We start from the raw sequence: 21,551 nt of genomic DNA, 5'->3' as shown, positions 1-21,551 counted from the left end.
ATTTGGAGGAAAACGAAAATGATTCTGCAGAAGCTCGCGGACACGACGTTTAATTATCGGAGAGCCGTAACTTTCCAGTCCCGCAAACCCGCCGCATTGATTCAAACGGCCGGCGAACGGCGTCCCGGCATGAAGGCGCTGATCGTCGATGGCGAACGGCATGCCCGGGAAGCCGTTATTCGGTTCGTGGAATGGGAGCGACACGGCATCGGGGAGGTATTCGAGGCAACGGACGGCGGGGCGGCCAGAAGAATGATCCGGGAGCATCGGCCGGAATTGATCCTGGCGGACATGACGATCCCGGGTATGGACGGCATTGACCTGCTGCGTTGGATCAAGGAAGAGCTGCCTTCCGCAAAAACCATCCTGATGAGCGGATATCCGGATTTCCGGCTCGTCCGGCGCGCGATGAGGGCCGGAGGCACGGATTATTTGCTTAAACCCATCCAAGAGACGGACATTCGGAACGCCGTCCATCGCGCCGTCCAGCTGTGGAAGCGCGAAGCCGATTGGCGCGGGCAGCAGGGCAGCCTTCATATCGAGATCAACCGGCTCAAGCCGATCTGTTGGGAGAAGATGTTCAGCCAGCTGATTCGCCATCCGGAAGATCACCACCGGCACCTCCCCGACATTCGGCGTGAATTCGCGGCATTCGGCGCCATGACCGCGTGCAGATGCTCCGTACTCAGCCTGGAGCAGATCGATGCGTCCGTTCGGCGCGAATTCGACAAGCATCACGACCTGCTGTTCTTCGCCCTCGCCAACGTGTGCAACGAGATTCTGCGCCGGTCGCGGTCGGGATTTGCCTTTCGTTATTGGTCGAGCGAGAATGAAATCGTGATTCTCCATTGGCAAGCGCCGGAGCAGGCGGAGAAGATCATCCGGAAAATCAATCAATGCTTGCATCGGACGCTGGGCGCCAGGTTTGACTTCGGCATCGGCACGACCAAGAAGTTCCACCATGAAGTGAGGCATGCCTATCTGGAGGCCAAGGCCGCGCTGCATCAGCGTTATGCCAAACCGGCGCAGGACCGCGTTTATGTGCTCGAAATCGTTCAAGACCGAAGCGCGATGGCAGATATCCGGAACTATATCCGAACGCACTATTTTACCGAACTATCCCTCCAGCAGCTAGCGAACCGGTTTCATTTTAGCCGGGAATATATATCGCGGCGGTTCAAACAAGATTTCGGCGTGAACTTATCGGATTATTTGGGGGATATCCGGATCGACAAGGCCAAGCAATACTTAGCCCATTCTTCCTTGAAAGTCTCGCAGATCGGCGAGATGGTCGGCTACCCGGATATGAAATATTTCAGCAAGGTGTTCAAAAACAAAACCGGCTGCTCCCCCTTAAGCTATCGGAGCGCCCTATCGCGCAAGGAGGGGAACGAGATGCCGCACTGCTAATCGGGACGCGCCGGCCGCCTGCTTAAGGCCGCCGGCGCTTATTGCGTTCCGCTTATAACGCGCTGAGCCGGAGCTCATAAAAATACTGCACGCTCGGATGCTTCAGCTTGATCGCCTCGCGCATGTTCAAGATCCGCTTCTTTCCGATCCGTCTGTCCACCAGGGCTAGAATGTTCGGTATAATCTCCTTGCTCTCCAGGCTTTCCTCGATCGAACGGGCCAAAAACTTCGTGGCTTCGGCATGAAAATTCGATTTGCTTAACGTCGACTGCGCGGCCATCAGCTCTTTCGCCAATTCCGTTCGTTTTCGTCCCCTCGCGATGACTTCCAGCCGTTCCTCCGGAACCGGCCCCTTGGCATCTTTCCGGACCTCGTCCAATTCATCGCGATGGATCGGAATTTGAATCGACGGGTCATGCTTGATCTCCAGCTCCGATTGGTACCATCGGATCGAAGTCGTCGCATCGTTCATATTGAGCACGTTCTTTTTATCGACCGCGATATTGCACAGCCCTGCTTTATCCGGCAGATAGCGGTAGCTGGTTGCGAGATAATCGACCCTCCCGATCAAGGCCGGACTGAGAAAACTCTCCAATTGCTGCTTCAATTTGCTCCAGGACATGGAATCCTCCTCTGGACGACATGAATTCTACCTCATAAGGGCGTCCTTCTATTATAGCCATCATACAATAACGAACGCCCAAATGAATAACCGGAGACTGGATCCGCTCGGGAGTTCGCCAGGCATCGAATCAAGAAAGGCAGCCGGTCATATAGAGACCGGCTGCCTGCTCTTTATGATTGACGTTCGTTTTCCTCTTGCATGCCATGCTAGGCATTCACCAAAAAATAAAGAATACGCACGCAGCGGCCCGTGCTTAATGCCGGCATATCCGCCGCGATCCGAATGTCGATCGTATGCCCGCCGGGTACCAAACCTTCCGCCAGCAGTACGATTTTCGGCCGGTAAAACGACGCGCATCGCGAATCGAAGAGCCGCATCGGCTCGTAACGGCCGCCATCGATCGCGAATTCGATGTCGCCGAGGTCCATGCCCGCCAACACCGCGATGCCCGCCGCGGTACCCTGGAAACGCAATCTGAAAGCCGCTCCGGCCGTATCCCCGATCAAGGCCTCGCCAGGCAGCTTCCAATAACAGACATGCTCGAATCGCCACGGCTGCTCGTGCCTCCAGCCGGGCGCGCGCTCCGCCGTACCGGGCGGAAGCAGTCCGGCATGCTCGTAGCACGACGGTTCCAGGGGCTCCGGCAGGCCGGCGGTCTCGTCCTGATCGGCGTCGCCATCCGCTCGATACCCGAGCGTTTCGCGCAGAAACGTTTCAACCAAGCCGCCGTACAGGCCGAAGCCCGCGTCGTGCGGATGCACCTCGTCCCCGCTGTAATCCTCCCACCGCAGCTCGCCGGCCGCGATCCCCTCGTAGATGCTCCGCGCGATCGAGAGGGACGGAATCCCGTAATGCGCCGCGACTTCCTCATGGTGCCCGATTGCGGGCTGGACCCTGCCCTGTTCCCGGAACAGCCGCAAGCCGGCCGTATTCGGCGAGTAAATGAAACCGATAGCCATTCGCGGATTCGACCGCTTGGCCTGCCGCGCGATGCCTTCCATGGCGCGGACCGAGGCCGTCCGGTCGCCGGCGTCGTTCACCGCGAATTCGACGAATAGCAGGTCGACCGGCCCCGTCTTGAGTACATGCTCCCGGAAACGATAGGCGCCATAGACCGAATCCGTTCCGCCGACGGCCGCGTTCACGAACGTAAAGGCAACCTCGGGATACCGGCTCGCCAAATATTGACCGGTCAGCGCGCGATAGCTGTAGCGCTCCGCGTCCGAGGCTCCGGCGCCTTCCGTGACCGAGCCGCCGATAAAGGCGACCTTGTACGTCCCCCCGCCCGCGCGCAGCTTCTTGGCTGCAAGGGCCAAGCCGTCTCGCCGGTGATAGTGAACTCTCATCCCTTCTCCTCCTAGGTCCTGGTACTGGTGATCTCCGCGAAAAAAGGACGGCTCCGGGATCCGAGGGGATCCCGGAACCGCCCTTTGCTCACGCTTGTTTCGCCACGGACTCGTTCACCGTAACGACCATGACTTCGCTGGAGGTCGTCCCTGCATCGTTCTCGATCTCGCACCGATACTCGTAGATGCCGGCCGGCCGGCCCGCGATCGGCGTCGCGGCCGATTGCGCCTGCGGCGATTGGGCCGCGAGCGTCTGCGTATCGATCAGCACGCCGTTCTCGTACAGCCGGTAGGTCGCGCCGTTCGTGCCCCACCAGAGGTTCATGTTCACGCTGTAGCTTCCGTCGCCGTCCCAATTGTCATTGGCGAGCACCGGCTCGGCCGGCTCCGCTTGCGTGACGTTGACGGTCCATTCGTCGCTGCGCGTCGTGCCGTAAGCGTTGATAAGCTCGGCATAGTAGCGGTACGCGCCGTTCTTCCTGCCGCTTACGGACGTGACGGCGGATTGCGGATTCGGCGCATCGTCGGCGAGCGTTTGCGTGTCGATCAGCACGTCGTCCTCGTACAGCTTTTAGACGCCGCCGTTATTGCCCCACCACATATTCATGCTGACCGTATAGCTCCCGTCCGAAAGGCCCGTATCGTACCCGTTATCGCTCGACAGGATCGGTTTTCCCGGCACGCCCGTGCTTTTCGGGGCAATGTTCGACACCGTAGCCGTAGCCGTTCCCGGATGGCCGGCTTGGTCTACGAACGCGAACGTAAATTCGCCGTTGCTTTGGAACGTATGGCTGTCGGAGCCTCCGTTGTTGGTGACCGTGACTTGCTCGCTCGGCGCGAGCGTCGCGACCACGCTGCCGGAGGTCGGCGCCGCGGTGCTGTAACCGACTTCCGCCGTCGGCGCGGTCCGATCGATCGGAACGGTTAACGTTCGGGCGTCTTCCGCGTTGCCCGCGCCATCCGTCGAGCGATAGCGAATGACGGTTGACCCGTCTTGATCGACCGTGAACGGACTCTCGTATGGCTGCCAGGTTGCCCCGTTGTCCAGGCTGTATTCGCTTCCCGCCGCGCCCGGCTTGTCATCCTCCGCCGTCAACGTTACGCTGACCGGCCGGACATACCAGCCGTTTTGTCCGTCCGGCTGCGCCGGAGACAGCGCGGCCGTCGTCACGGGCGCCGTCGTGTCAGGCGATTCGATCCCCCCGATCGCGATCGGCGACAGCGGCGTCGACCCGTAAATTTCGAAATACCCTTCGTCCTGTATCGGATTGTTCGTGTCCGTCCAGTTGACGACTTCGGTCCCGTCCACGTTCAGGATCACTTGTACGCCTTCGTGCGTATCGATGGCTCCCAGCTGCACCGTATGCCAGACGCCGCTCTGGAGATACGTATTCGGAATGCTCTGCACGATCAGATTCGTGCCGTTCCACTTCTGCACTTCGATGACGGCCGTCTTGACCACGATCAAGTACTGGCTGTTCGCTTCCCATGCCGGCTTGCTCGTATTGGCCGCGCGTATGCCGAACCCCTGCAGGCCGTTCGACGTATCGAGCTTCGCTTTGAACTGCACGATCTCGTTATGCTTGATCTTGGCTCCCGTATAGCCGAATACCGTCCGGGCCGACTGCGGCGTAAACGCGACACCGTCGTCCGAGAAATTCAAGCTGCCCGGGTCGGCATCCCAGCCCGCTTGGTCGGCCAGCATGCCGTTCACGTCGACGATCGCGGTCGGGTCCAAATTATGGGACGAGCGGAAAGCGATGATCGCGGCATTCATGGTGCGTACCGCGCCGTCGACCGCATCCTCCGATGCGTTCGAATCGGCTGCGACCGCCTGCGCATCCTGAATATCGGACAGCAATTCCGCCTTGGAGCCGGCGGGATACTGGCCGGGCTCGCTGCCTTCCGCCGCGCCGTCATACAGCGTCTGCGCCGTCGCTATCGCGTCGTTCAGCTTCGTTTTGTCGACGTACAGGCCGGGAGGGGTCAATCTCGTCTTGAATTCGTCCGCGAACATGTCGTCCACGTACAAGTCCGCGAGCGAGGTGCCGGTCTGGACATAGAGGTTGGCGGCGGTAATCGGCGCTGCCAGATTGAACGTATAGGTGCGGGTCAATTGCGTCCATGCCGTCGCATTGATCGGGTTCGACGCCAGCTGGATCCAGGACGTTTGGCCGCCGCTGACGACTTCCAGCACCAAGTAGGCCGAATCGGTGCCGGAACCCAATTTCGTGAAGGCGGAGAACGTGTACGTTTTGCCGTTTTCGATCGGCAGGTTTTGTCTCGCGCTGTTGGATGCGCCGGTCCGGTTGTAGACCTTCAGCGAAGCCGTGCCGCTGTGAGCATCCGCAGCGGCCGTAATCGAGCCTCCGGCCGCGTGCCACCCGGTCATGCCTTGCTCGAAGCCGGGATTCGACACCTTGTTCGTCGGGCTGCACGAGCTTCCGTACCCGTTGAAGTTGCATCCCGGGACCCAATCGTATTGCCCGAATTCGTAAGCCCCTTGATCCGGCGCCGCGCCGCTGTAGCCGTCCGTGATCCCCGGGACGACCGCCCCCGCGTTAATGGCGGGCGACCCGGTCTGCAAGTGGAAATTCGACGCGGTCTCGTCGACGAACAACGGATTCGCCGCGGGCAACAGATTGTTGACGAACACCGATCCGCCCGGCATCGGGTCCGTCGGCCCGCGGAATATATTGTTCTGCACGACGGTGTCCGCCGAGTTGACGACGCCCGCGGATGCGAGGCTTTTCGTCTGGCCGCCTCCGAGCGTGTTGTTGTACACTTTGTTGCCTTGGCTTTTGCCGGTTGTCAGGCCGTTCAAGATCATGCCCGCGCCGTTGTTGTTCCACGACACGTTATGATGGATCAGGAATTGCGAGGCCCCGTTATCGATATAGATGCCTACGCCGCCCCCGGACTTGTCGTCGTGCACCCAGTTGTGGTCGATGCTGGACCCGGTTCCGAGCGTGGAGCCGCAGCACGTGTAGAAGCCGCCCAGATCGTTGGCGATCAAGCCGTAATTGTAGATGTTGTTGTACGCGACCTTATTGCGCAGACCTCCGCCGATCATCCCGTCGCGGCCGGTATTATAGATCGTGTTGTACGTCGCCGTCACGTCGACGCCGGCCCCCAGGAACCGGATCGGCGCATTGTAGGTGCCGGCGTAATCGACGTCGTGAATCAGATTGTTCGTAAGCACGTTGAACCGGCCGATCTGCGCGACGCCATTGCCCGCGCTGTACGCGATCGTGCTGTTCTTGAGCGTGTTCGTCAGCCCGTCCATGATGATGCCCGTATCGTAGTTATGCGACGCGTAAGGACCGTTCCCTCGGATCGTCGGGAATCTCGATATAATGCGAAGGATACTGCGCGTTGATGCCGTCGATCACGTTGTTCCGGCTTGCGCTGTCCGTGAATATCGTCGTCGCGAACAAGCGGAAGCCTTTGATTTGCACGAAGGAACGGCCCGCAAGATCGAACCCGTATTGGCGCTGCTTGACTTGCACCGCATGCGCGGACGGATCGGTATTGTCGGTCGTCCGCAGGTAGAGCGTCTGCGAGCCGCCATCATAGTGAAATTCGGAGGGCGCGTCCAGGAAGGACAGCGAACCGAAGAGAAAATACCGGCTGCCGGGCTTCGAGCACAGACTCGCGCAGCCGGCCATCGGCTGATTGAACGTAAAGGAGCCGGGCGAGCTCGCCGAGATCGTGCCGGAATGCGCCGTGAATTGAGCGCCCCCCAAGATCCACACCTTCGTGCCCGTCAAATCCAGGTTCGGCAAATGCGAATCGTACACCGTCTCGGTCGCGGTGCCCGTCGTCGCCGTGTTCGCCTCGGCGACCGCGAGCGTCGGATACATCAGCTGACCGCTCGTATTGGGCCAGCGGGCCTGCGTCATCATGCTGCCGTCCACGAACAATTGATTGGCGAACAGCGACGGGTTCAGGGCGATGTTCGTCTGATAGATGTCGCTGCTTCCGCTCTTCAGCGTCCATCCGGACGTCACGATATCCGTGCCGTCCACGGTCACGCTTTCGTTCTGGTACGGCTGGAACGCGATCGGCGCCGCGGCCGTGCCGGAGGCGGCCGGCTTGACCGTTTCCCGGTAAACCCCTTCGCGAACGGCGCACGTATCTCCGGGAGCCGCGATGCTGGCGCATTTCTGAATCGTCAGGAAGGGTCCGGTCGAGCCGGATACGAAGTCCGCGGCAGTTCCGTTCCAAGCGTCGTTCCCGTTCTTCGCGACGTAATAAACGGTCGGAGACGCCTCGGCGTCTTCGCTCGCAACTACAAAACCCGATAGCAGGATTGCGCCCGCCAGCATGAACATAAATCCGATTCTCGGCAATTCGAATTTCGGTAAGCGCTTTCTTCTTGTTGCTAAGCCGCTTCCTAAACCTGTTGCCTTCATCACGCTTCCTCCTTTTTTGGTTTCGCGTCATCCCTGTTCGGCCCTGCGCGACGTACATCAAGCTAGCAACGGACATTCGTTCGGGATGCGGGACTCCTGCAAGCAAACGAATGTCCGTCCTTCTGCTAATTGACCGTCATGACTTGCCGTTCTTCGCGGCCCAAGCCGCGAGCTGCTTGTTCATCTCGGCTTGAATCTTGTCGCTGCCCGCTTTTTTCAGCGCATCCAGATACTTCGGAAGCACCTCGTTCGGATCGGCCGTTCCCGTCTCCAGCGGAACCGCGTATTCCGCCTGCACGGCGGCGACGGCGGCAACCTCCGTCTTCAAGCTCGAGTCGTCGAACTTGAAGCCGTTGATCGGATGAATCGCGGCCTGTTCGTTCAACCGCTTCGTCTGCTCGAAGACGTCGGCCGGCTGGCCCGGACGCAGCAGTCCGTTGAACTGGTTGCCGAACACCCAATCCACGTTCGGCGCGTACGCCGAATTCTCGACGGGCGTATAGACGCCGTTCGCCGCGGTGTAATGCTTGCCTTCGATGCCGTAGCAGAGCAGATCGTACAGCTTCTTGTCGTTGTTGACGAGCTCGAGCAGCATCAGCGCCCGCTCCGGATTTTTCGATGCTTTGCTGATGGCGTTCATCGACGTCGTGACCCCGGTGAAGAGCGGATCGGTAATGGCCTTCCGGACGACTTCGTTGCCGCCGTTCTTGGCCGGATAGCCCGCTTCTCCGCCCGGCTTGAAGGTCACGTCCGTCATGACGGCGATGTTGCCCTTCGCCATCAATTGGTTGAAGTCCTTGACCGTGGCGAGGTCCGGATAGATATAGCCCTTCTGATACCAGTCGTGCATGAGATCCAAGTAGGCTTTGTACTCCGGCGTCTCGCGTTTGTCCACGCTCTTGTACGGATCGTTCTTGTAGTACGTGACCGGGCCGTAATCCAGCAGGTTCCCGTCGATCGGGCCGTTGTTGCCGGCTTGGAAGGCGAACGGCACGACGTCCGGCTCGTTCTTCTTGAGCGTCTCCAGGAACGGCGCGAGGTCGGCTTCCGTCTTCACGCTGCCGATATCGAACTTGTACTTGTCGACGAATCGCTTCTGGAAGACGAAGCCGAAGGACGTGGCCGCGACCTGATAGCTCGGCACCGCATAGATTTTACCGTCCGTATCCGCTTTCACGTCGTCCCAGAAGGCCGCCGGCATGAGGCTGGCGAGCGTCTGCGGCGCGTACGTCGGCAGCAGGTCGTCGATTGCCAGAAAAGCGCCTTTCTTGACGTTCTCGTTATACTTGAGCAGCCAAGCCCCCGTCGTCCATACGATGTCCATCTTCTCGTTGGACGCGATGGTGACGTTCATCTTCTGATCGTAGCTGCCGAAATCGACCGGCTTCAGCCGTACCGTGGCGTTCAGCTTGGTGTTGTCCTTCAAGTATTGATTGACCGCGTCCTCGACGTCCTGCTGGCCCGGCTGCTGCGCGCTTACCCCGTAATACCAGGTCAGCTCGACCGGCGGAAGCGCTTCGTCTTCCGCGTTTGCGTCCGTGGCCGTGGCGTTCGCGTTCGCGGGCGTACCGTTGTCCGCGGGCGCGTTGTTGGTCTTGCCGTCGTCCGCGGGCGCGTTGGCGGCCGCCCCGTCGTTTGATTTGCCGCTGCAGCCCGTGATCGCCATCATCAGTACGACCGCGAACAACGAGAGATGGACGGCCTTCTTCTTCAATTGCCTCATCTGTATGAAACCTCCCTTAAATAAGCAGTGCTTGTATGAAAATAATAACATGGAGAACAATCGCCCGGGCGTTCCTTCCCTCCTTCCGCTTGGCTCGCCCTCTCCGTTATTAGCCCCACCCGAATGGCGGTTTGCCGGTATGCGGCCTTGCCGAGCCCCGCCGTCAGCCCTTGAGCGAGCCGACGGTCAACCCCTGCACGAAGTAGCGCTGGAAGAACGGAAAGACGAGCATCATCGGCCCGGCGGCCAGCACCACCATCACCATGCGCGCGGACATCGTCGGGAACTGGCTGACGTCGAGATCCGGGAAGCCGAGCAACGCCAGGTTCTGCGTGAGCACCTCCATGCTGTTCAGCATGCGGACGAGCAGCAATTGCAGCGGCACCAGACTCGGATTGTCGATGAACAACAGCGCGTTGAACCATTCGTTCCAATACCCGAACGCGATCAGCAGGCCGATCGTCGCGAGCGCCGGGGTGGACAGCGGGATGATGACGGCGAAGAAGATCCGCCATTCCCGGGCGCCGTCCATCTTGGCCGATTCGATGATTTCCATCGGGATTTTCGCGAAGAAGCCTCTTAGAATCATGACGTTCCACGCGCTGAGCAGCCCCGGCAGAATCATCGCCCACAGCGTGTCCTTGGCGTGCAGGTACTGCGTCATCAGCATATAGAACGGGACGAGGCCCCCGCTGAACAGCATCGTGAAGAACACGTAGAAGCTCGTGACGTTCTTGTACTTGTAATCCGGCCGGGAGATCGTATACGCCATCATCGCCGTCATCAGCAATCCGGCGGCCGTGCCGATCGCCGTCACGAGCGCCGTCACCCCGTACGAGCGGATAATGACATCCGGCACCTTGAAGATGTACCGATAGGCGGTCAGCACGAACGTATCCGGTATGAACCGATAGCCGTTCCGGGCAAGGGAAGCCTCGCCCGTGAACGAAACCGAGAGGACAAGCGCGAACGGGATGACCATGAGCAGGCTTAATCCGATAAAAAACAGGTTGATGACGGCGGCCGTCTTCTTGCTGTAACCCAAGCGGGCACCTCCTAGAACAATGCGTTCTCGTGATTGATTTTGCGAACGGCGTAATTGGCGGCGAGCACGAGGACGAACCCGACGACGGATTGATAGACGCCCGCCGCCGAGGACATGCCGATGTCGCCGAGCATGCGCAGGGACCGGAACACGTACGTATCGATGATGTCCGTGGCCGGCAGCGCGAAGGACGAATCGTTCGGGACGAAATAATGCAGGCCGAAGTCGCCCCTGAACATGTTGCCGATCGCGAGAATCAGCATGATGGTCATCAGCGGCAGCAGCAGCGGCAGCGTGATTTTCCGCACCATCTGAAGCTTCGAGGCCCCGTCGATGCGGGCCGCTTCGTAATAATCCTGATTGATGCCGAGCAGCCCGGCAAAATAGATCAGCGTCGCGAAGCCGATGCTCTTCCACTCGTGCGCGATGACCAGGATGTACGGCCACGGACCCGATTCGAAGTACCACTTATGCGGCGCGAGTCCGACATAACCGAGCAGCTGGTTCAGATAGCCCGACGTATTGTCGAGGAACGCCAGCGCGATGTACCCGACCACGACCCACGACACGAAATACGGCAGGAAGAGCACCGTCTGATGCAGCTTGACCCAATTCTTCCCCACGTGGGTCAGCAGGATGGCGAGCGTCACGGCGATCAGCATGCCGACGACGATGTACGTCAAGGAATAGAGGACGGTGTTGCGCGTGATGCGCCAAGCGTTCTCGGAGGCGAACAGAAACTCGAAATTTTTGAAGCCGACCCATTCGCTGCCCAGGATGCCCTTGTCGTAACGGTAATTCTTGAAGGCGATCAGGATGCCGAACATGGGCACGTACGAGAAGACGAAGAGATAGATCAAGCCCGGCACGGATAAGCTGAACAGCTCGCCGTGCTTGAACCTCCCCTTGCGCTTCTCGCGAACGACAATCTTTTGCGCCGGCGGATGCTGAAGCTCCGCTTCTTCGGTGATCATGCGCGTTCTTCTCCTTTCCGTCTGCTTGCTCGTTTCATAGCCCCATTCTGGCGAAAATGCGAACCGGAGAGAAGTCCAAAATCCCGGTTTCGCTCCAAGATGACCGTCCCTTTTCGCCGAAAACGTCCTGACTGGGCGGGCCATGGGCAAACCTGCGCTGGGAGCGCCGGCAATGCGCGGCCGAGCGCAAAAAAAAAGCCGTCCCCGAGGACGGCTTAGGCTTATGCATAGGTTCGCGTTCACTCCAACAGATTCCGTTTGATCCGGTACTCCTTCGGTGTCGTGCCGTATTTGTTCTTGAACAGGCGGAAGAAGTTGCTGCGGGTGCCGAACCCGATGCGTTCGATGAGATCGTTGATCGTATAATCGCCATGCTCCAAATAATGCACGGCTTGGCGGAGTCTGGCGTCATTGATGTATTCGGCGACGGACAGCCCCAGCTGCTTCTTGAACAGCCGGCCGATATAATCGGGGGACAGCTTCATCATGTCCGCGATCATTTGCAGGCCGAGATTCGCATCCGCATGGTTTTGCCCGATGATGTCCTTGATCGCGTCGACGAGAATTTCGCTGCGCTCCTCCTCCGGGCTCCGCTTGCTCTCGTTCATTCCCCGGTATACGTCGAGCAGAATACGTTTCATGTCCGCGAGCGTCGCGCAGTCCAGGATTTTCCGGTTGATATCGCCCCGCTCGCCGGGCAGCGAGACGATGCGAGACGCCTTGATCTCTTTGATCGCCTGCCTCATCACGATCAAGACATGCAGGACCATATAGACCATATACTCGTAATTCAGCGATGCGATGAAGGCGAAGATGGTATCCAGCGTCTTCTCGAAGCTATCGTCCTGGTTCGACTTCATGCTCTCGATCAGCTTCTTCTCCAGCTCCGGGGGCAGCGCGGCCTCCGCGCCGCTCAGGTTAGCCCGGATCATGGACGGCGTGATGACGGCCTGCCGGCCGAACGCGAGCGTATACCTGAGCTGCTGCAGGCACGCGGCATAATGACCGTGCAGCAGCCGGTACTCGGGAATGCCTTCGCTCAGGGCAGCGGAGAACGTCGCCCGGTACATCGTCGCGATGATCGCCTGAATGCCCGCGATTTCCTGCCGGATCCGGTCGAGCGCCGCGTCCGATGCGTCCGGCAGGCTGATGAGGGCCGCCATATGGTCATGCTTCAATTCGACGGTTTCGATGGCATGGGTCCGGGCAAGCAGCTCCTGCGCGATGTTGGCGATCGCGAAGCGCAGCAGCCTGCGGTCCGGATCGTCCTCGCGGCCGAAAGCGCCGTCCGGTTCGTCGAGCTTCATGACGCAGAGCAGGTAAGGACCTTCGGCCTCCATCCTCAGCTTCTGCGCTTGAATGAGCTCGATCAAGTCCTTGCGCGGCAGCGCCGCGCTGTCCGTAATGATCGTCCGGATCGAATAGGAACGCACGATATGGCGCGACGTCAGCTGCTCGCTCCTCGCGAGGAGCAAGCGATTTCGCGTTTCTTGATAGATGCCGGTCATATAGGACAGCTCGTCGCCGTCCGGCGGCTTCGGCCCCGGTTCGTCGCCGGAGTCTTGCCGGACGAAGCTCACCAGCTTGCCGAGCGGCCGGTATAGCCGGTGGGAGAGGCCGAGCGTGGCGAGCAGCGCAAGCAGCAGGAAGACCGCCGTCAGTACGATCGACGTCGTTTTTAACGAGTCGGCCTTGCTGACCAGCGTCTCGTAGGACTGAATGCTGATCAGCGTCCAGCCGTTGATGCCCGTGTTCAAGTAGTTCACGATCTTCGGCTTGCTGCCGAGCGAATAATTGAAGGTGCCCGTATCCGCCGCGGGCTGCCGGTGGACATGGGTCAAAATCGCCTTTTTGAAGGCCGCGTCCATGGGAGGCGCAACCGGATCGGATGACAGGATCCGCCCGTCATCCGCCAAGATGAAGACGTTCTCATTCTCCTGCCAAGCCAGTTGATTCATGACCTTCATATTATCGAACAGCCATTGCGGCCTGATGTTCAGCACGAATACGCTCTCGCCTTGCCGATATTCAAAGGCATCGTAGTTGAAGATCGAGAACACGTCCGCCCGGCTCCGGTCGGCGCTTAGGCTCATCGGCATCATTTGCAGCTTGGGCAGCGGCCCGGTTCCTTTGAACAGCGCCCTCAACGCGCCGTAAATCGGCGCGTCCCGCTCCTGCACGGCAGGATCCCCGCCCCATATGAATCGGTCCGTCTTCGCGTTGTAGATCATGATGGAATGGATGAAGGGCGTATAGTCCGCGAACTTGTCGATCCGCGACCGCTTCGTCAGCGTGTCGAAGATATCGGAGTCCTCGCTCGCCGTCATCAGCGGGATGATGTCGTTATCGTAATAGAGCGACATCGCGAGCCGCTGGATCACGTCGTTCAGATACGTCATGTTGAATTTGATCTGGGAGAGGACCTTCGTGTTGGCCTCCCGCTGCATGGTGAGAATGATCTTCTCGGCGTTGAAATAGAGGGTGCCCGAAAAGACGACGAGCAGCATCAGCACCAGGACGGAGAAGCTGAGAACAAGGCGCCGCAGATACTTCTTCGATCGATACATGCGAAGGATATTCATCGTGGTTCCCTTCCCGATTGCCCGGACTTCGATCGCGGTTTTAGTCCTATCATGACATATTCCCCGACCCGCAACCACTCCGAAATCCCGGTTTCGGTCCAAAATCCGGCTGCCTTCGCGTGTTTGTCGACCTGATCCCATTCCTATCGGGCGGCGCATTCTCATAGGGTTATCCGTATGCGAGGGTTACTTCTTCCGAATGAAGAGCGTACGCCGATTGTCACGCGTCCAAGCGTTCACCCGTATACTGATCATCACAATGAGCGCTTCCCGCATAAGTACCTCGCATATTGGAGCGGGCGCTGATAGACGGCGGACCGGTTGGGAATGCCCCGGTACAGATCCTTCTGCGGCTTGCCGTTCAGTTCGATAATCCAAGGATGCGCTTCAGGGTCCAAGGCGACGTCGACGCTGAATTCGCCCAGGTGGTAATCCGTCTCCATGTCGATGATCTCTGCGGTTCGCAAGCTGACATCGTAAATGGACGTCATGATGGCTTGCACCTTGTTCGGCGGATACAGCTTCTTAAGGATATCCTGAGACAAGCAGGATTTTATGAAGATGCTCGTATTAAAGCTGCCTTTGTAGGCAATCCGGCTCACGAGATTCGTGACGGACCAGAGCCCCTGCTCATTCTTCTGCACAAGCGAGCGAATATCGAAGACCTGCCCGTCGATTTGACGAATCGGGATCCCCTTTTGCACGATGTACGGCGTCGAGCGAACCAACTGCTTCATGTGCTCCCGGAAAGAGGCATGGTCGCTCGTCACGGTCTGAGGGACGAAATAGTGCTGGCCCGTACGGACATCGCCCGAAGGACTCCTCTCCGCCCGATACACCCCTTTGCCCATGCAGCCGAATAGCGGCTTAAAATAGATCTCTCCATGACGCTCCAGCATGCTCATCGCGTTCGCATCGTCATAAGGTACCGTCTCCGGCAGATTGGGGGCGAGCCATCGATTCAGCTTATTGTAAATATCCAGCTTGTTCAATTGATTCACATCGTTAAAACAATGATCCGGTCCGATTGCGGCCCCCAGCTTTTCGATCAGCTGCGGATCCGAGCCGTAACAGCGGTTATACACGACTTGGGGAAACGGAAACCGGCCGAGCGACCACGTTCCTTTCGCGCGATGCAAGCCGACGATCGTCCGGCCTTTCCAATCGATCGAAGACGGAGTGAAAGCGATCAGTTTCATGTTTGCCGCGTTGTGCGATAGATATTGGCTTAGCGCGTTTTTCCGCTGCGTTCGATTCGCGACTAGTATTCCTACGAACCCGTTTTTGATAGTCATGGTCTCCTCCGTCCAAAATTCGCAAGATTCATAAGATCAACGTATGTAAGGCGCCGCTTGCCTGCATGGACAACAATACAACGCCATGCAAAAATACCAAACCCAAATATTGGTACATAAAGGATAAAATTGGAATATGTTATCAGCGGGCTGCCTCACCTGGCGATAAGCCCGACCCGATCCCCTAAAACAAGGAGAGTGCACGTTACCTATGGGTAGATTACCAGGTCCTCCGGGACCTCCCGGGCCGCAAGGCCCTCCAGGGCCTCAAGGGCCCCCAGGATTAAACGGCGCCGCAGGCGCGCAAGGTCCTGCCGGTCCTGCCGGACCGCAAGGCCCCGCCGGCCCGGCTGTTCCGGATATGTTCGCCTTCCTGTGCAGCACGGTCGACCAGACGATCGCCGCCGCGCCCGCTCCCGGCGCCCAAGGCGGAGCCGTTACCTTCAATAACGCCGTGATTAACTCCACGGATGTTACGTTTACCGCGCCTTCCACCGTAAACATCCTGAGGACCGGATTTTACCGCATCACGTGGGAAGTGTTCCCGACTCCCGGCAACTCCGCCTTCGGCTTGTTCTTCGACCCGGACGGCGCGGGTCCGACTCCGCCGGCGCTCGTTCCTTGCAGCAACTACGGAACGAGCGCGGGCAACCAACCCTATACGGGTCAAGTCATTGCTCAGTTAACCGCCGGCGGCACGCTCACGCTCAACCGGATCGACAACATGGGTGCATTGACTTTGCAAGCGAGCATCGGCGGCGGAACGGCTGTCACGAGCGCTTCGCTGATCATTGAAAGCTTGACCTGAGTGTAATCGTAATCTGCGCGGCTGCCCCTCGGAGCCGGCAGGATCCTTGGAGATAAACATCAAAGAAACCAACCCCTTCGGGAGTTGGTTTCTTTCTGCGGTACGGGTTCAGCCAGCCGGCCTCCTTCGTGTTAGCATCCCGATAAGGTTGGAAGCCGATTGGGCGTTCTTTATGGCCGCCCGTCCTTGACCGGCTGCGCAGCCCGCCGCTCGATGAGCCCGATCAGCGCCCAGCAGACGATGACGGCTAGCGTTGCCAGAATAGCCGTGCCGCCTGCATGGACGATCGCGACGATGGCGAACGCGGTCGCCAGTAAAAAATGGATTTGCCGAACATGCTTCATCTTCACCCGGCGGATCAAAAAGCCGTAAACGGCCAACGACAGCAGCAGCGTAAAGGCCGCGATGCCCGTAAAGGCATCGTCCTTAATCGCCGCTTGCGTCAAGAAATAAATCCCGTGGGCCGCGACGAACGCGAGCGCCGCATAACCCGCCGGTTGATGCAGCCGGTTGAACAGCTTGCCGATCTTCTTCGCGAGCGGAGACGGCGATTTGCGCTTCTTCTTCAGGCGCAGCCACGCATAACCGACGGCCCCGCACCAGACGGCAATCGTCCCCAAGGTCCGGAACAGCCCGTCGCCGCCCGCCGCATCGCGTTTCATGTCGGCAGGCGGCCGGCCCGTCGCGATTCCGCTATGAACCGTTTCCGGGTGGATGGTCCCGAATAAGGCGTACAGGACGAAAGCCAGACTGACCAGTGCAGCCATGACGGCGGGAATGAATAGGAGTCGGTTAGGCTTCATGAATTTCCCTTCTCTCATGCGTCAATGCCGGCGCCGTTTCGTCTTCTCTCTCACGAGCCGGCGAACCGCCCCGGAAAACAACGAGCAGCACGATCAGAACGGTCAGCACGAACGTCACCGGCCCCTTCCCCCATCCCAGACCGCCGCGATCATGCGCCGCGGACATCCAATCCGCGAAGGAAGCCCCGACCGGCCGCGTCAGGATATACGCGAACCAAAACGCGGCGATCTCGCGAAGTCCGAATCGATAAAACGCGATCGCCGGCACGGCCAGAACCGCCGCAAACAGCAAGCCGGAAGCGAGATACCCGAGCTGCATGCTCTCTGCCGTCATGTCCCCGGCGGCCGTGCCGAGCGCGAACGTCGTCAATACGGTCAACCAGTAAAAAATCTCCCGGCGCCGCGTGAATATGCTGTGCACGGATAATGTGCCTTCGCGCTTATACCAGACCGCGAGCAAGGCCGCGAGCGCAATCATAAAGAAGAGCGTGGAGGCGACGTAGGGAATGCCGAGCCCGACGCGCACGACATCGGCAGCCGTCGTTCCGAAGATGCTGACCATTACCACGACGAACCAATAGACGCCGGGCATGTACCGCCGCACTTTGAACTGCAACACCATGGCGGCCACGAAGATGAGCACGCTTAACGGAGCCGAAAGGACGGGATTCAGCCGTTCGAACAGGAAGTCTGATGCGACCTCCCCCATCCCGGTCGTCAATAGCTTCGTGATCCAAAAGTAAACCGTGATTTCCGGAACTTTGGCAAGCAGGCCTCCGACATGCTGCCTGGCTGCTTTCAGAAATTCGTTCATAATCGCCAACTCTTTCTCTTTAGGATTGGATTCCGATTGCCCATGTCATGCCGAAGCATCGCGGATGCCTCTCAGGAACAAGATTATCCCGTACAGGAAGAAGAACGAGCCCGCTTCCGCGCCGGTCAGCTTGATATAGAACGGGGCGTGCATCGTGATCGTCACCGCATAAATGCCGGTCCCAAGGCCCAGCAAACTCACCGTTAACCCATGCTTGTTCATCAGCAGCACCTCCAGCCGTGCATTTACCGTTCTTCGGGATTCGAACTATCGTCGGACCGCTGCCGCTTGCTATCGGTTCGCGATGAGCAGGTACGGCAGGAATACGGCGGCCAGCGCGAACCGGTAGTACGCGAACGGCGCAAGCTTCAGGCGTTCGAGCCATTTCAGAAACGTGATGACGGCAAGCAGCGCCACGACGAACGCGACGACGAAGCCGGTCGCGAAGAAGCCGAGATCCGAACGCGTCAACGTATCGTAGCTCTTCAGCAGTTCATACCCGCTGGCCGCGATCATCATGGGAATGGCGATCAGAAACGAGAAGTTCGTCGCGGCCCGGTAGCCGACGCCCGACAACAAGCCGCCGGCGATGGTGGCGCCGGAACGGGAGAAGCCCGGCCAAAGGGCGAGACATTGGTAGAAGCCGATGAGCATGGCTTGTTTGTAGGATAATTGGTCGATTTCCTCCGCCATGGCTGCGGTTTGCTTCTTCTGCCCCAGCAGCATGAAGATGCCGCCCAGAACCAGACCGGCGAGCACCGTATACGGGGAGAACAAGTAATCCTTGATCCATGAATGCAGGAGCACGCCGAGCGCCATCGCCGGTAAACAAGCCAGTATGACATGGATCAGATTCAGCTTCGAGGTCTGTCCCGCGGCTTGCGTCCGGCGATTCGGCTCCTGGTCATGCTGAGCCGCTTCCGCCGGATGAAAGCGGCGCAGTCCGAGCAAATGAAGAATGCGCCGCCAATAGATGACGGCGACCGCCAGGATGGCGCCGAGCTGGATGATGATTTCGAACGTGTCCGCCTTCTCGCCGGAGAATCCAAGCAGCTTCCCGCTCAGAATCAAGTGGCCGGTCGACGAAACCGGCAAAAACTCCGTCAGTCCTTCTACGATGCCTTGTACGATCGCGGTGAATAAGTCTTGCATAATGGGCTTGCACGCTCCCTTACCGTGGTGGACGTCCTGATGAGGCCCTTTCTACTGTAACGTCCGATCCTCAACTCGACGTGAACCAACGCTTAACGTTTTCTTAACGGAGATTAAACTTTCCGTAAGTAGTCCGCCTGCGGTGCGCACGATAGAAAAAGCCGCCTTCCGGGTCTTCGCCCGGAAAGCGGCTTTCATTGAAACGCGCTGGCGGATATTCGCGCTGCGCCTCATTAGTCTTTGAATCGATACCCGGTCCCCCAGACCGTCTCGATGTAGGTCGGATTGGCGGGATCCTGCTCGATTTTCTCGCGAATCTTCCGAATATGCACGGTAATGGTCTGCATATCGCCTTTCGCCCCGAGATCCCATATCCGTTCGAACAAATGCTCCTTGGTAAATACGCGGCCGGGATGGCTCGCGAGTACGTAGAGCAGGTCGAATTCTTTGGTGGTCAGCGCGGTCTCCGTCTCGTTCACGAACACTTTCCGCGTGTCCGGTTCGATCCGCAGCCCGCGGATGTGCACGTCGTTCTTGGCGTTCTTCGCGCCGGTCAACCGATCATACCGCGCCAGGTGCGCCTTGACTCTGGCCACTAATTCGGCAGGCTTGAACGGTTTGGCGATATAATCGTCCGCTCCGAGGCCGAGACCGCGGATCACGTCGATATCCTCGCTTCGGGAAGTCACCATAAGGATGGGAATATCCCGCTTCTCCCGAATGCCCTTGCACACTTCAAACCCGTTCTTCTTCGGCAGCATGACGTCCAAGATCACCAGGTCGTATTTGCCCAACAGACTCATGCTCAGGCCGGACTCGCCATCGGCGGCCATGTCGACGTCGAACCCGCCGATCTCCAAGTAATCCTTCTGCAGCTCCGAGATCGTGACGTCGTCTTCGATGAGCAAAATCGTTTTCGTATTCACCTATTCCCCTCCATGCCATACGGGAATGCGAAGCGTCACGGTCGTTCCTTCGTTCGGCCGGCTGACCGCCGAGATCGTGCCGCCATGCCCCTCCATGATCTGCTTGGCGATCGCAAGCCCAAGCCCGCTGCCGCCCGTATCCGCGTTTCGCGACTCCTCGGCCCGGTAGAATCGTTCGAAAATATGAGCGAGCGCCTCCGGCTCGATTCCGATCCCGTTGTCGGCAATGCGGATCACGACTTCCTTGCCGTCGCGAGCGGCTGACAGCGCGATGGCCGATTCGGCCTTGTCCGAATACCGCACGCTGTTTTGAATGATATTGTTCAGCACCCGTTTGAAATGGTCCCAGTCCAGCGAAACGACCGTCTCCGGGTCAAACGCGATAGCGGCGGTATACCCGATCCGCCGTTTCTCCAGCTCGAATTGCAATTCGTCCGACCAATCGCGAAGATACGGCTCGAGGCGGACCGCTTCGAAACGAAACGGCTCGCGATTCAAGTCAAGCTTGGAATATAAGAAGAGTTCGTTAATCAGCACGTCCAGTTCGTCTGCCTTGGCGGCGATGGTCCGCATGTACTTCGCGCTCTTCTCGGGCGTGTCCGCTACGCCTTCCACGATTCCGTCCACGTAGCCCTTGATGGCCGTGAGCGGCGTCTTCAGGTCATGGGAGATATTCGCGATCAGCGCCTTGCGATTCTCCTCGTACTGCGCTTGCCGTTCAATGGACTGCTGCAAACGCGAACGCATCTCCTCGAACGCGACGCCTAACTGGCCGATCTCGTCCTTCCCTGCCACTTGAAGCCGAAAATCCAGGTTGCCTTCCTTGATCTCTCTCGCGGCGTTCCGCAGCGCTTGAAGCGGACGAATGATCCGCCTGGACATGAAGGTCGTGAGCAAGAGATGCGTCAGGACGAGCACGAACAGCAAGGAGATAAACAGCGTCGGAAAATATTTGCGGATGAAATACGTCACGGGATCGAGCTTCGAGATGATGAAGACCGTGCCCTGCTTGGCCGTCCGATCATCGAAATCGAGCTGCAGGTACAAATAATTCGCGTTCGCGATTTTGACCGCCGGATATTGGCTCGCGGCGTCGGGCTTCTTGAAAGGCGGAAGCCCCGCGGTCAATTCGGGGACCTGCCGGACGTCCGCGGACCGATATACGAGCGCCCCGTCCACCCGAACGGCCAAACCGGCGTCTCTTGCTTTCAACTCGGCCGTCATTTCGTCCAGGTAGGCTTGGTCCGTCAATAACTCGGGCTGCCGCTGGACCGAACGTTTGATTTCTTTCGCGATATGCTCCACGCGGTCATAGTCGAATCGATCTTCCGTGGACTCGTACAAGCTTTTGATATTCTGCAGATCGCCTTGGAAGAAGATCACCATCAGCAGCGAGATCAGCAGGATGGACACGAGCGGGATGACGAGCATCGCCGCATAGGACAGGAGCAGCTTCAATCGAATGGACATACCGTACTTCTCCTCCGCGCGCCGCGCTACGGTCAATGCAAGCCGTATGTATAACGGTTCGCTCGCGACCGGATGCCGGAATCGGACCGGTCTATCCCAGCATAACCGCTGCTTCTAAAGGATTGGTGAACAGGTTCTTAAATTTGTATGAACTTCCTCTCCC

18 protein-coding genes are annotated in these 21,551 nt (G+C 58.8%); 2 read left to right on the top strand and 16 right to left on the bottom strand.

All coding sequences use genetic code 11. The features are described from left to right. Positions 1 to 18: 18 nt before the first annotated feature. Positions 19 to 1,410, top strand: a complete 1,392-nt coding sequence (locus tag I8J29_RS04665) for a response regulator (protein ID WP_208846500.1) — start codon at positions 19 to 21, stop codon at positions 1,408 to 1,410. A 52-nt stretch (positions 1,411 to 1,462) separates the two neighbouring features. Here I8J29_RS04665 and I8J29_RS04660 read toward each other — a convergent pair whose 3' ends face one another. The 10 genes from I8J29_RS04660 to I8J29_RS04615 form a co-directional block, all read right to left on the bottom strand. Beyond that, a complete protein-coding gene (locus I8J29_RS04660; protein ID WP_208846499.1) occupies positions 1,463 to 2,032 on the bottom strand; it encodes an SF0329 family protein in 570 nt (189 codons plus the stop codon). Positions 2,033 to 2,241: 209 nt separating this feature from the next. Further along, complete coding sequence (locus I8J29_RS04655) at positions 2,242 to 3,381, bottom strand: SGNH/GDSL hydrolase family protein (protein WP_208846498.1); 1,140 nt, start codon at positions 3,379 to 3,381, stop codon at positions 2,242 to 2,244. A gap of 88 nt (positions 3,382 to 3,469) precedes the next feature. Next, positions 3,470 to 3,934: an early set domain-containing protein gene (locus I8J29_RS04650; protein ID WP_208846497.1), complete on the bottom strand. Its 465-nt coding sequence runs from the start codon at positions 3,932 to 3,934 to the stop codon at positions 3,470 to 3,472. A gap of 18 nt (positions 3,935 to 3,952) precedes the next feature. Next, the gene (locus I8J29_RS04645) at positions 3,953 to 6,667 is read right to left on the bottom strand and encodes a carbohydrate binding domain-containing protein (protein ID WP_208846496.1); all 2,715 of its coding nucleotides are present in this window, start codon (positions 6,665 to 6,667) and stop codon (positions 3,953 to 3,955) included. 19 nt (positions 6,668 to 6,686) lie between these two features. After that, positions 6,687 to 7,709, bottom strand: coding sequence for a hypothetical protein (locus tag I8J29_RS04640; protein WP_208846495.1), 1,023 nt, complete (start codon positions 7,707 to 7,709; stop codon positions 6,687 to 6,689). A gap of 223 nt (positions 7,710 to 7,932) precedes the next feature. Next, positions 7,933 to 9,519 (bottom strand): ABC transporter substrate-binding protein, encoded by a 1,587-nt coding sequence (locus I8J29_RS04635; protein ID WP_208846494.1) that lies wholly within the window; start codon positions 9,517 to 9,519, stop codon positions 7,933 to 7,935. A gap of 163 nt (positions 9,520 to 9,682) precedes the next feature. Next, positions 9,683 to 10,564 carry a carbohydrate ABC transporter permease gene (locus tag I8J29_RS04630; RefSeq protein WP_240545893.1) on the bottom strand — a complete coding sequence of 294 codons (882 nt, stop codon included), beginning with the start codon at positions 10,562 to 10,564 and terminating at the stop codon, positions 9,683 to 9,685. Positions 10,565 to 10,575: 11 nt separating this feature from the next. Beyond that, positions 10,576 to 11,538 (bottom strand): ABC transporter permease, encoded by a 963-nt coding sequence (locus I8J29_RS04625; protein ID WP_208846493.1) that lies wholly within the window; start codon positions 11,536 to 11,538, stop codon positions 10,576 to 10,578. A 239-nt stretch (positions 11,539 to 11,777) separates the two neighbouring features. Next, the gene (locus I8J29_RS04620) at positions 11,778 to 14,120 is read right to left on the bottom strand and encodes an AraC family transcriptional regulator (protein WP_208846492.1); all 2,343 of its coding nucleotides are present in this window, start codon (positions 14,118 to 14,120) and stop codon (positions 11,778 to 11,780) included. 254 nt (positions 14,121 to 14,374) lie between these two features. After that, entirely contained in the window at positions 14,375 to 15,319 is a 945-nt protein-coding gene (locus I8J29_RS04615; protein ID WP_240545892.1) for a YheC/YheD family endospore coat-associated protein, read from the bottom strand. A gap of 457 nt (positions 15,320 to 15,776) precedes the next feature. On the opposite strand from I8J29_RS04615, the gene I8J29_RS04610 reads away from it, so the two are divergent. Next, positions 15,777 to 16,223: a collagen-like protein gene (locus tag I8J29_RS04610; protein ID WP_240545891.1), complete on the top strand. Its 447-nt coding sequence runs from the start codon at positions 15,777 to 15,779 to the stop codon at positions 16,221 to 16,223. A gap of 170 nt (positions 16,224 to 16,393) precedes the next feature. Here I8J29_RS04610 and I8J29_RS04605 read toward each other — a convergent pair whose 3' ends face one another. The 6 genes from I8J29_RS04605 to I8J29_RS04580 form a co-directional block, all read right to left on the bottom strand. Then, on the bottom strand, positions 16,394 to 17,026 hold the full coding sequence (locus tag I8J29_RS04605; RefSeq protein WP_208846489.1) for a hypothetical protein: 633 nt from the start codon (positions 17,024 to 17,026) through the stop codon (positions 16,394 to 16,396). Beyond that, positions 17,016 to 17,840, bottom strand: coding sequence for a COG4705 family protein (locus I8J29_RS04600; protein WP_208846488.1), 825 nt, complete (start codon positions 17,838 to 17,840; stop codon positions 17,016 to 17,018). Before I8J29_RS04600 ends, I8J29_RS04605 begins: the two co-directional genes overlap by 11 nt. 45 nt (positions 17,841 to 17,885) lie before the next feature. Then, positions 17,886 to 18,062: a hypothetical protein gene (locus tag I8J29_RS04595; protein ID WP_208846487.1), complete on the bottom strand. Its 177-nt coding sequence runs from the start codon at positions 18,060 to 18,062 to the stop codon at positions 17,886 to 17,888. A 69-nt stretch (positions 18,063 to 18,131) separates the two neighbouring features. After that, entirely contained in the window at positions 18,132 to 18,992 is an 861-nt protein-coding gene (locus tag I8J29_RS04590) for an undecaprenyl-diphosphate phosphatase (protein WP_208846486.1), read from the bottom strand. A gap of 233 nt (positions 18,993 to 19,225) precedes the next feature. Next, positions 19,226 to 19,918 (bottom strand): response regulator transcription factor, encoded by a 693-nt coding sequence (locus I8J29_RS04585; RefSeq protein ID WP_338113037.1) that lies wholly within the window; start codon positions 19,916 to 19,918, stop codon positions 19,226 to 19,228. Next, the gene (locus I8J29_RS04580) at positions 19,919 to 21,388 is read right to left on the bottom strand and encodes a sensor histidine kinase (RefSeq protein WP_208846485.1); all 1,470 of its coding nucleotides are present in this window, start codon (positions 21,386 to 21,388) and stop codon (positions 19,919 to 19,921) included. It abuts the gene before it with no gap. Positions 21,389 to 21,551: the final 163 nt, after the last annotated feature.

Source organism: Paenibacillus artemisiicola (assembly GCF_017652985.1).
GTDB lineage: Bacteria > Bacillota > Bacilli > Paenibacillales > Paenibacillaceae > Paenibacillus_Z > Paenibacillus_Z artemisiicola.
Note: the sequence above shows the minus strand (reverse complement) of the source record. Positions and strands in the feature narration are given on the sequence as shown.

Excerpts from the sequence above, each read along its gene's own strand:
- I8J29_RS04645 (WP_208846496.1), bottom strand. The coding sequence starts at position 6,667 with ATGGACGGGCTGACGAACACGCTCAAGAACAGCACGATCGCGTACAGC.
- I8J29_RS04615 (WP_240545892.1), bottom strand. The coding sequence starts at position 15,319 with ATGAAACTGATCGCTTTCACTCCGTCTTCGATCGATTGGAAAGGCCGG.
- I8J29_RS04655 (WP_208846498.1), bottom strand. The coding sequence starts at position 3,381 with ATGAGAGTTCACTATCACCGGCGAGACGGCTTGGCCCTTGCAGCCAAG.
- I8J29_RS04610 (WP_240545891.1), top strand. The coding sequence starts at position 15,777 with ATGTTCGCCTTCCTGTGCAGCACGGTCGACCAGACGATCGCCGCCGCG.
- I8J29_RS04600 (WP_208846488.1), bottom strand. The coding sequence starts at position 17,840 with ATGAACGAATTTCTGAAAGCAGCCAGGCAGCATGTCGGAGGCCTGCTT.
- I8J29_RS04605 (WP_208846489.1), bottom strand. The coding sequence starts at position 17,026 with ATGAAGCCTAACCGACTCCTATTCATTCCCGCCGTCATGGCTGCACTG.
- I8J29_RS04640 (WP_208846495.1), bottom strand. The coding sequence starts at position 7,709 with ATGCTGGCGGGCGCAATCCTGCTATCGGGTTTTGTAGTTGCGAGCGAA.
- I8J29_RS04660 (WP_208846499.1), bottom strand. The coding sequence starts at position 2,032 with ATGTCCTGGAGCAAATTGAAGCAGCAATTGGAGAGTTTTCTCAGTCCG.
- I8J29_RS04635 (WP_208846494.1), bottom strand. The coding sequence starts at position 9,519 with ATGAGGCAATTGAAGAAGAAGGCCGTCCATCTCTCGTTGTTCGCGGTC.
- I8J29_RS04665 (WP_208846500.1), top strand. The coding sequence starts at position 19 with ATGATTCTGCAGAAGCTCGCGGACACGACGTTTAATTATCGGAGAGCC.
- I8J29_RS04580 (WP_208846485.1), bottom strand. The coding sequence starts at position 21,388 with ATGTCCATTCGATTGAAGCTGCTCCTGTCCTATGCGGCGATGCTCGTC.
- I8J29_RS04625 (WP_208846493.1), bottom strand. The coding sequence starts at position 11,538 with ATGATCACCGAAGAAGCGGAGCTTCAGCATCCGCCGGCGCAAAAGATT.
- I8J29_RS04595 (WP_208846487.1), bottom strand. The coding sequence starts at position 18,062 with ATGAACAAGCATGGGTTAACGGTGAGTTTGCTGGGCCTTGGGACCGGC.
- I8J29_RS04590 (WP_208846486.1), bottom strand. The coding sequence starts at position 18,992 with ATGCAAGACTTATTCACCGCGATCGTACAAGGCATCGTAGAAGGACTG.
- I8J29_RS04620 (WP_208846492.1), bottom strand. The coding sequence starts at position 14,120 with ATGAATATCCTTCGCATGTATCGATCGAAGAAGTATCTGCGGCGCCTT.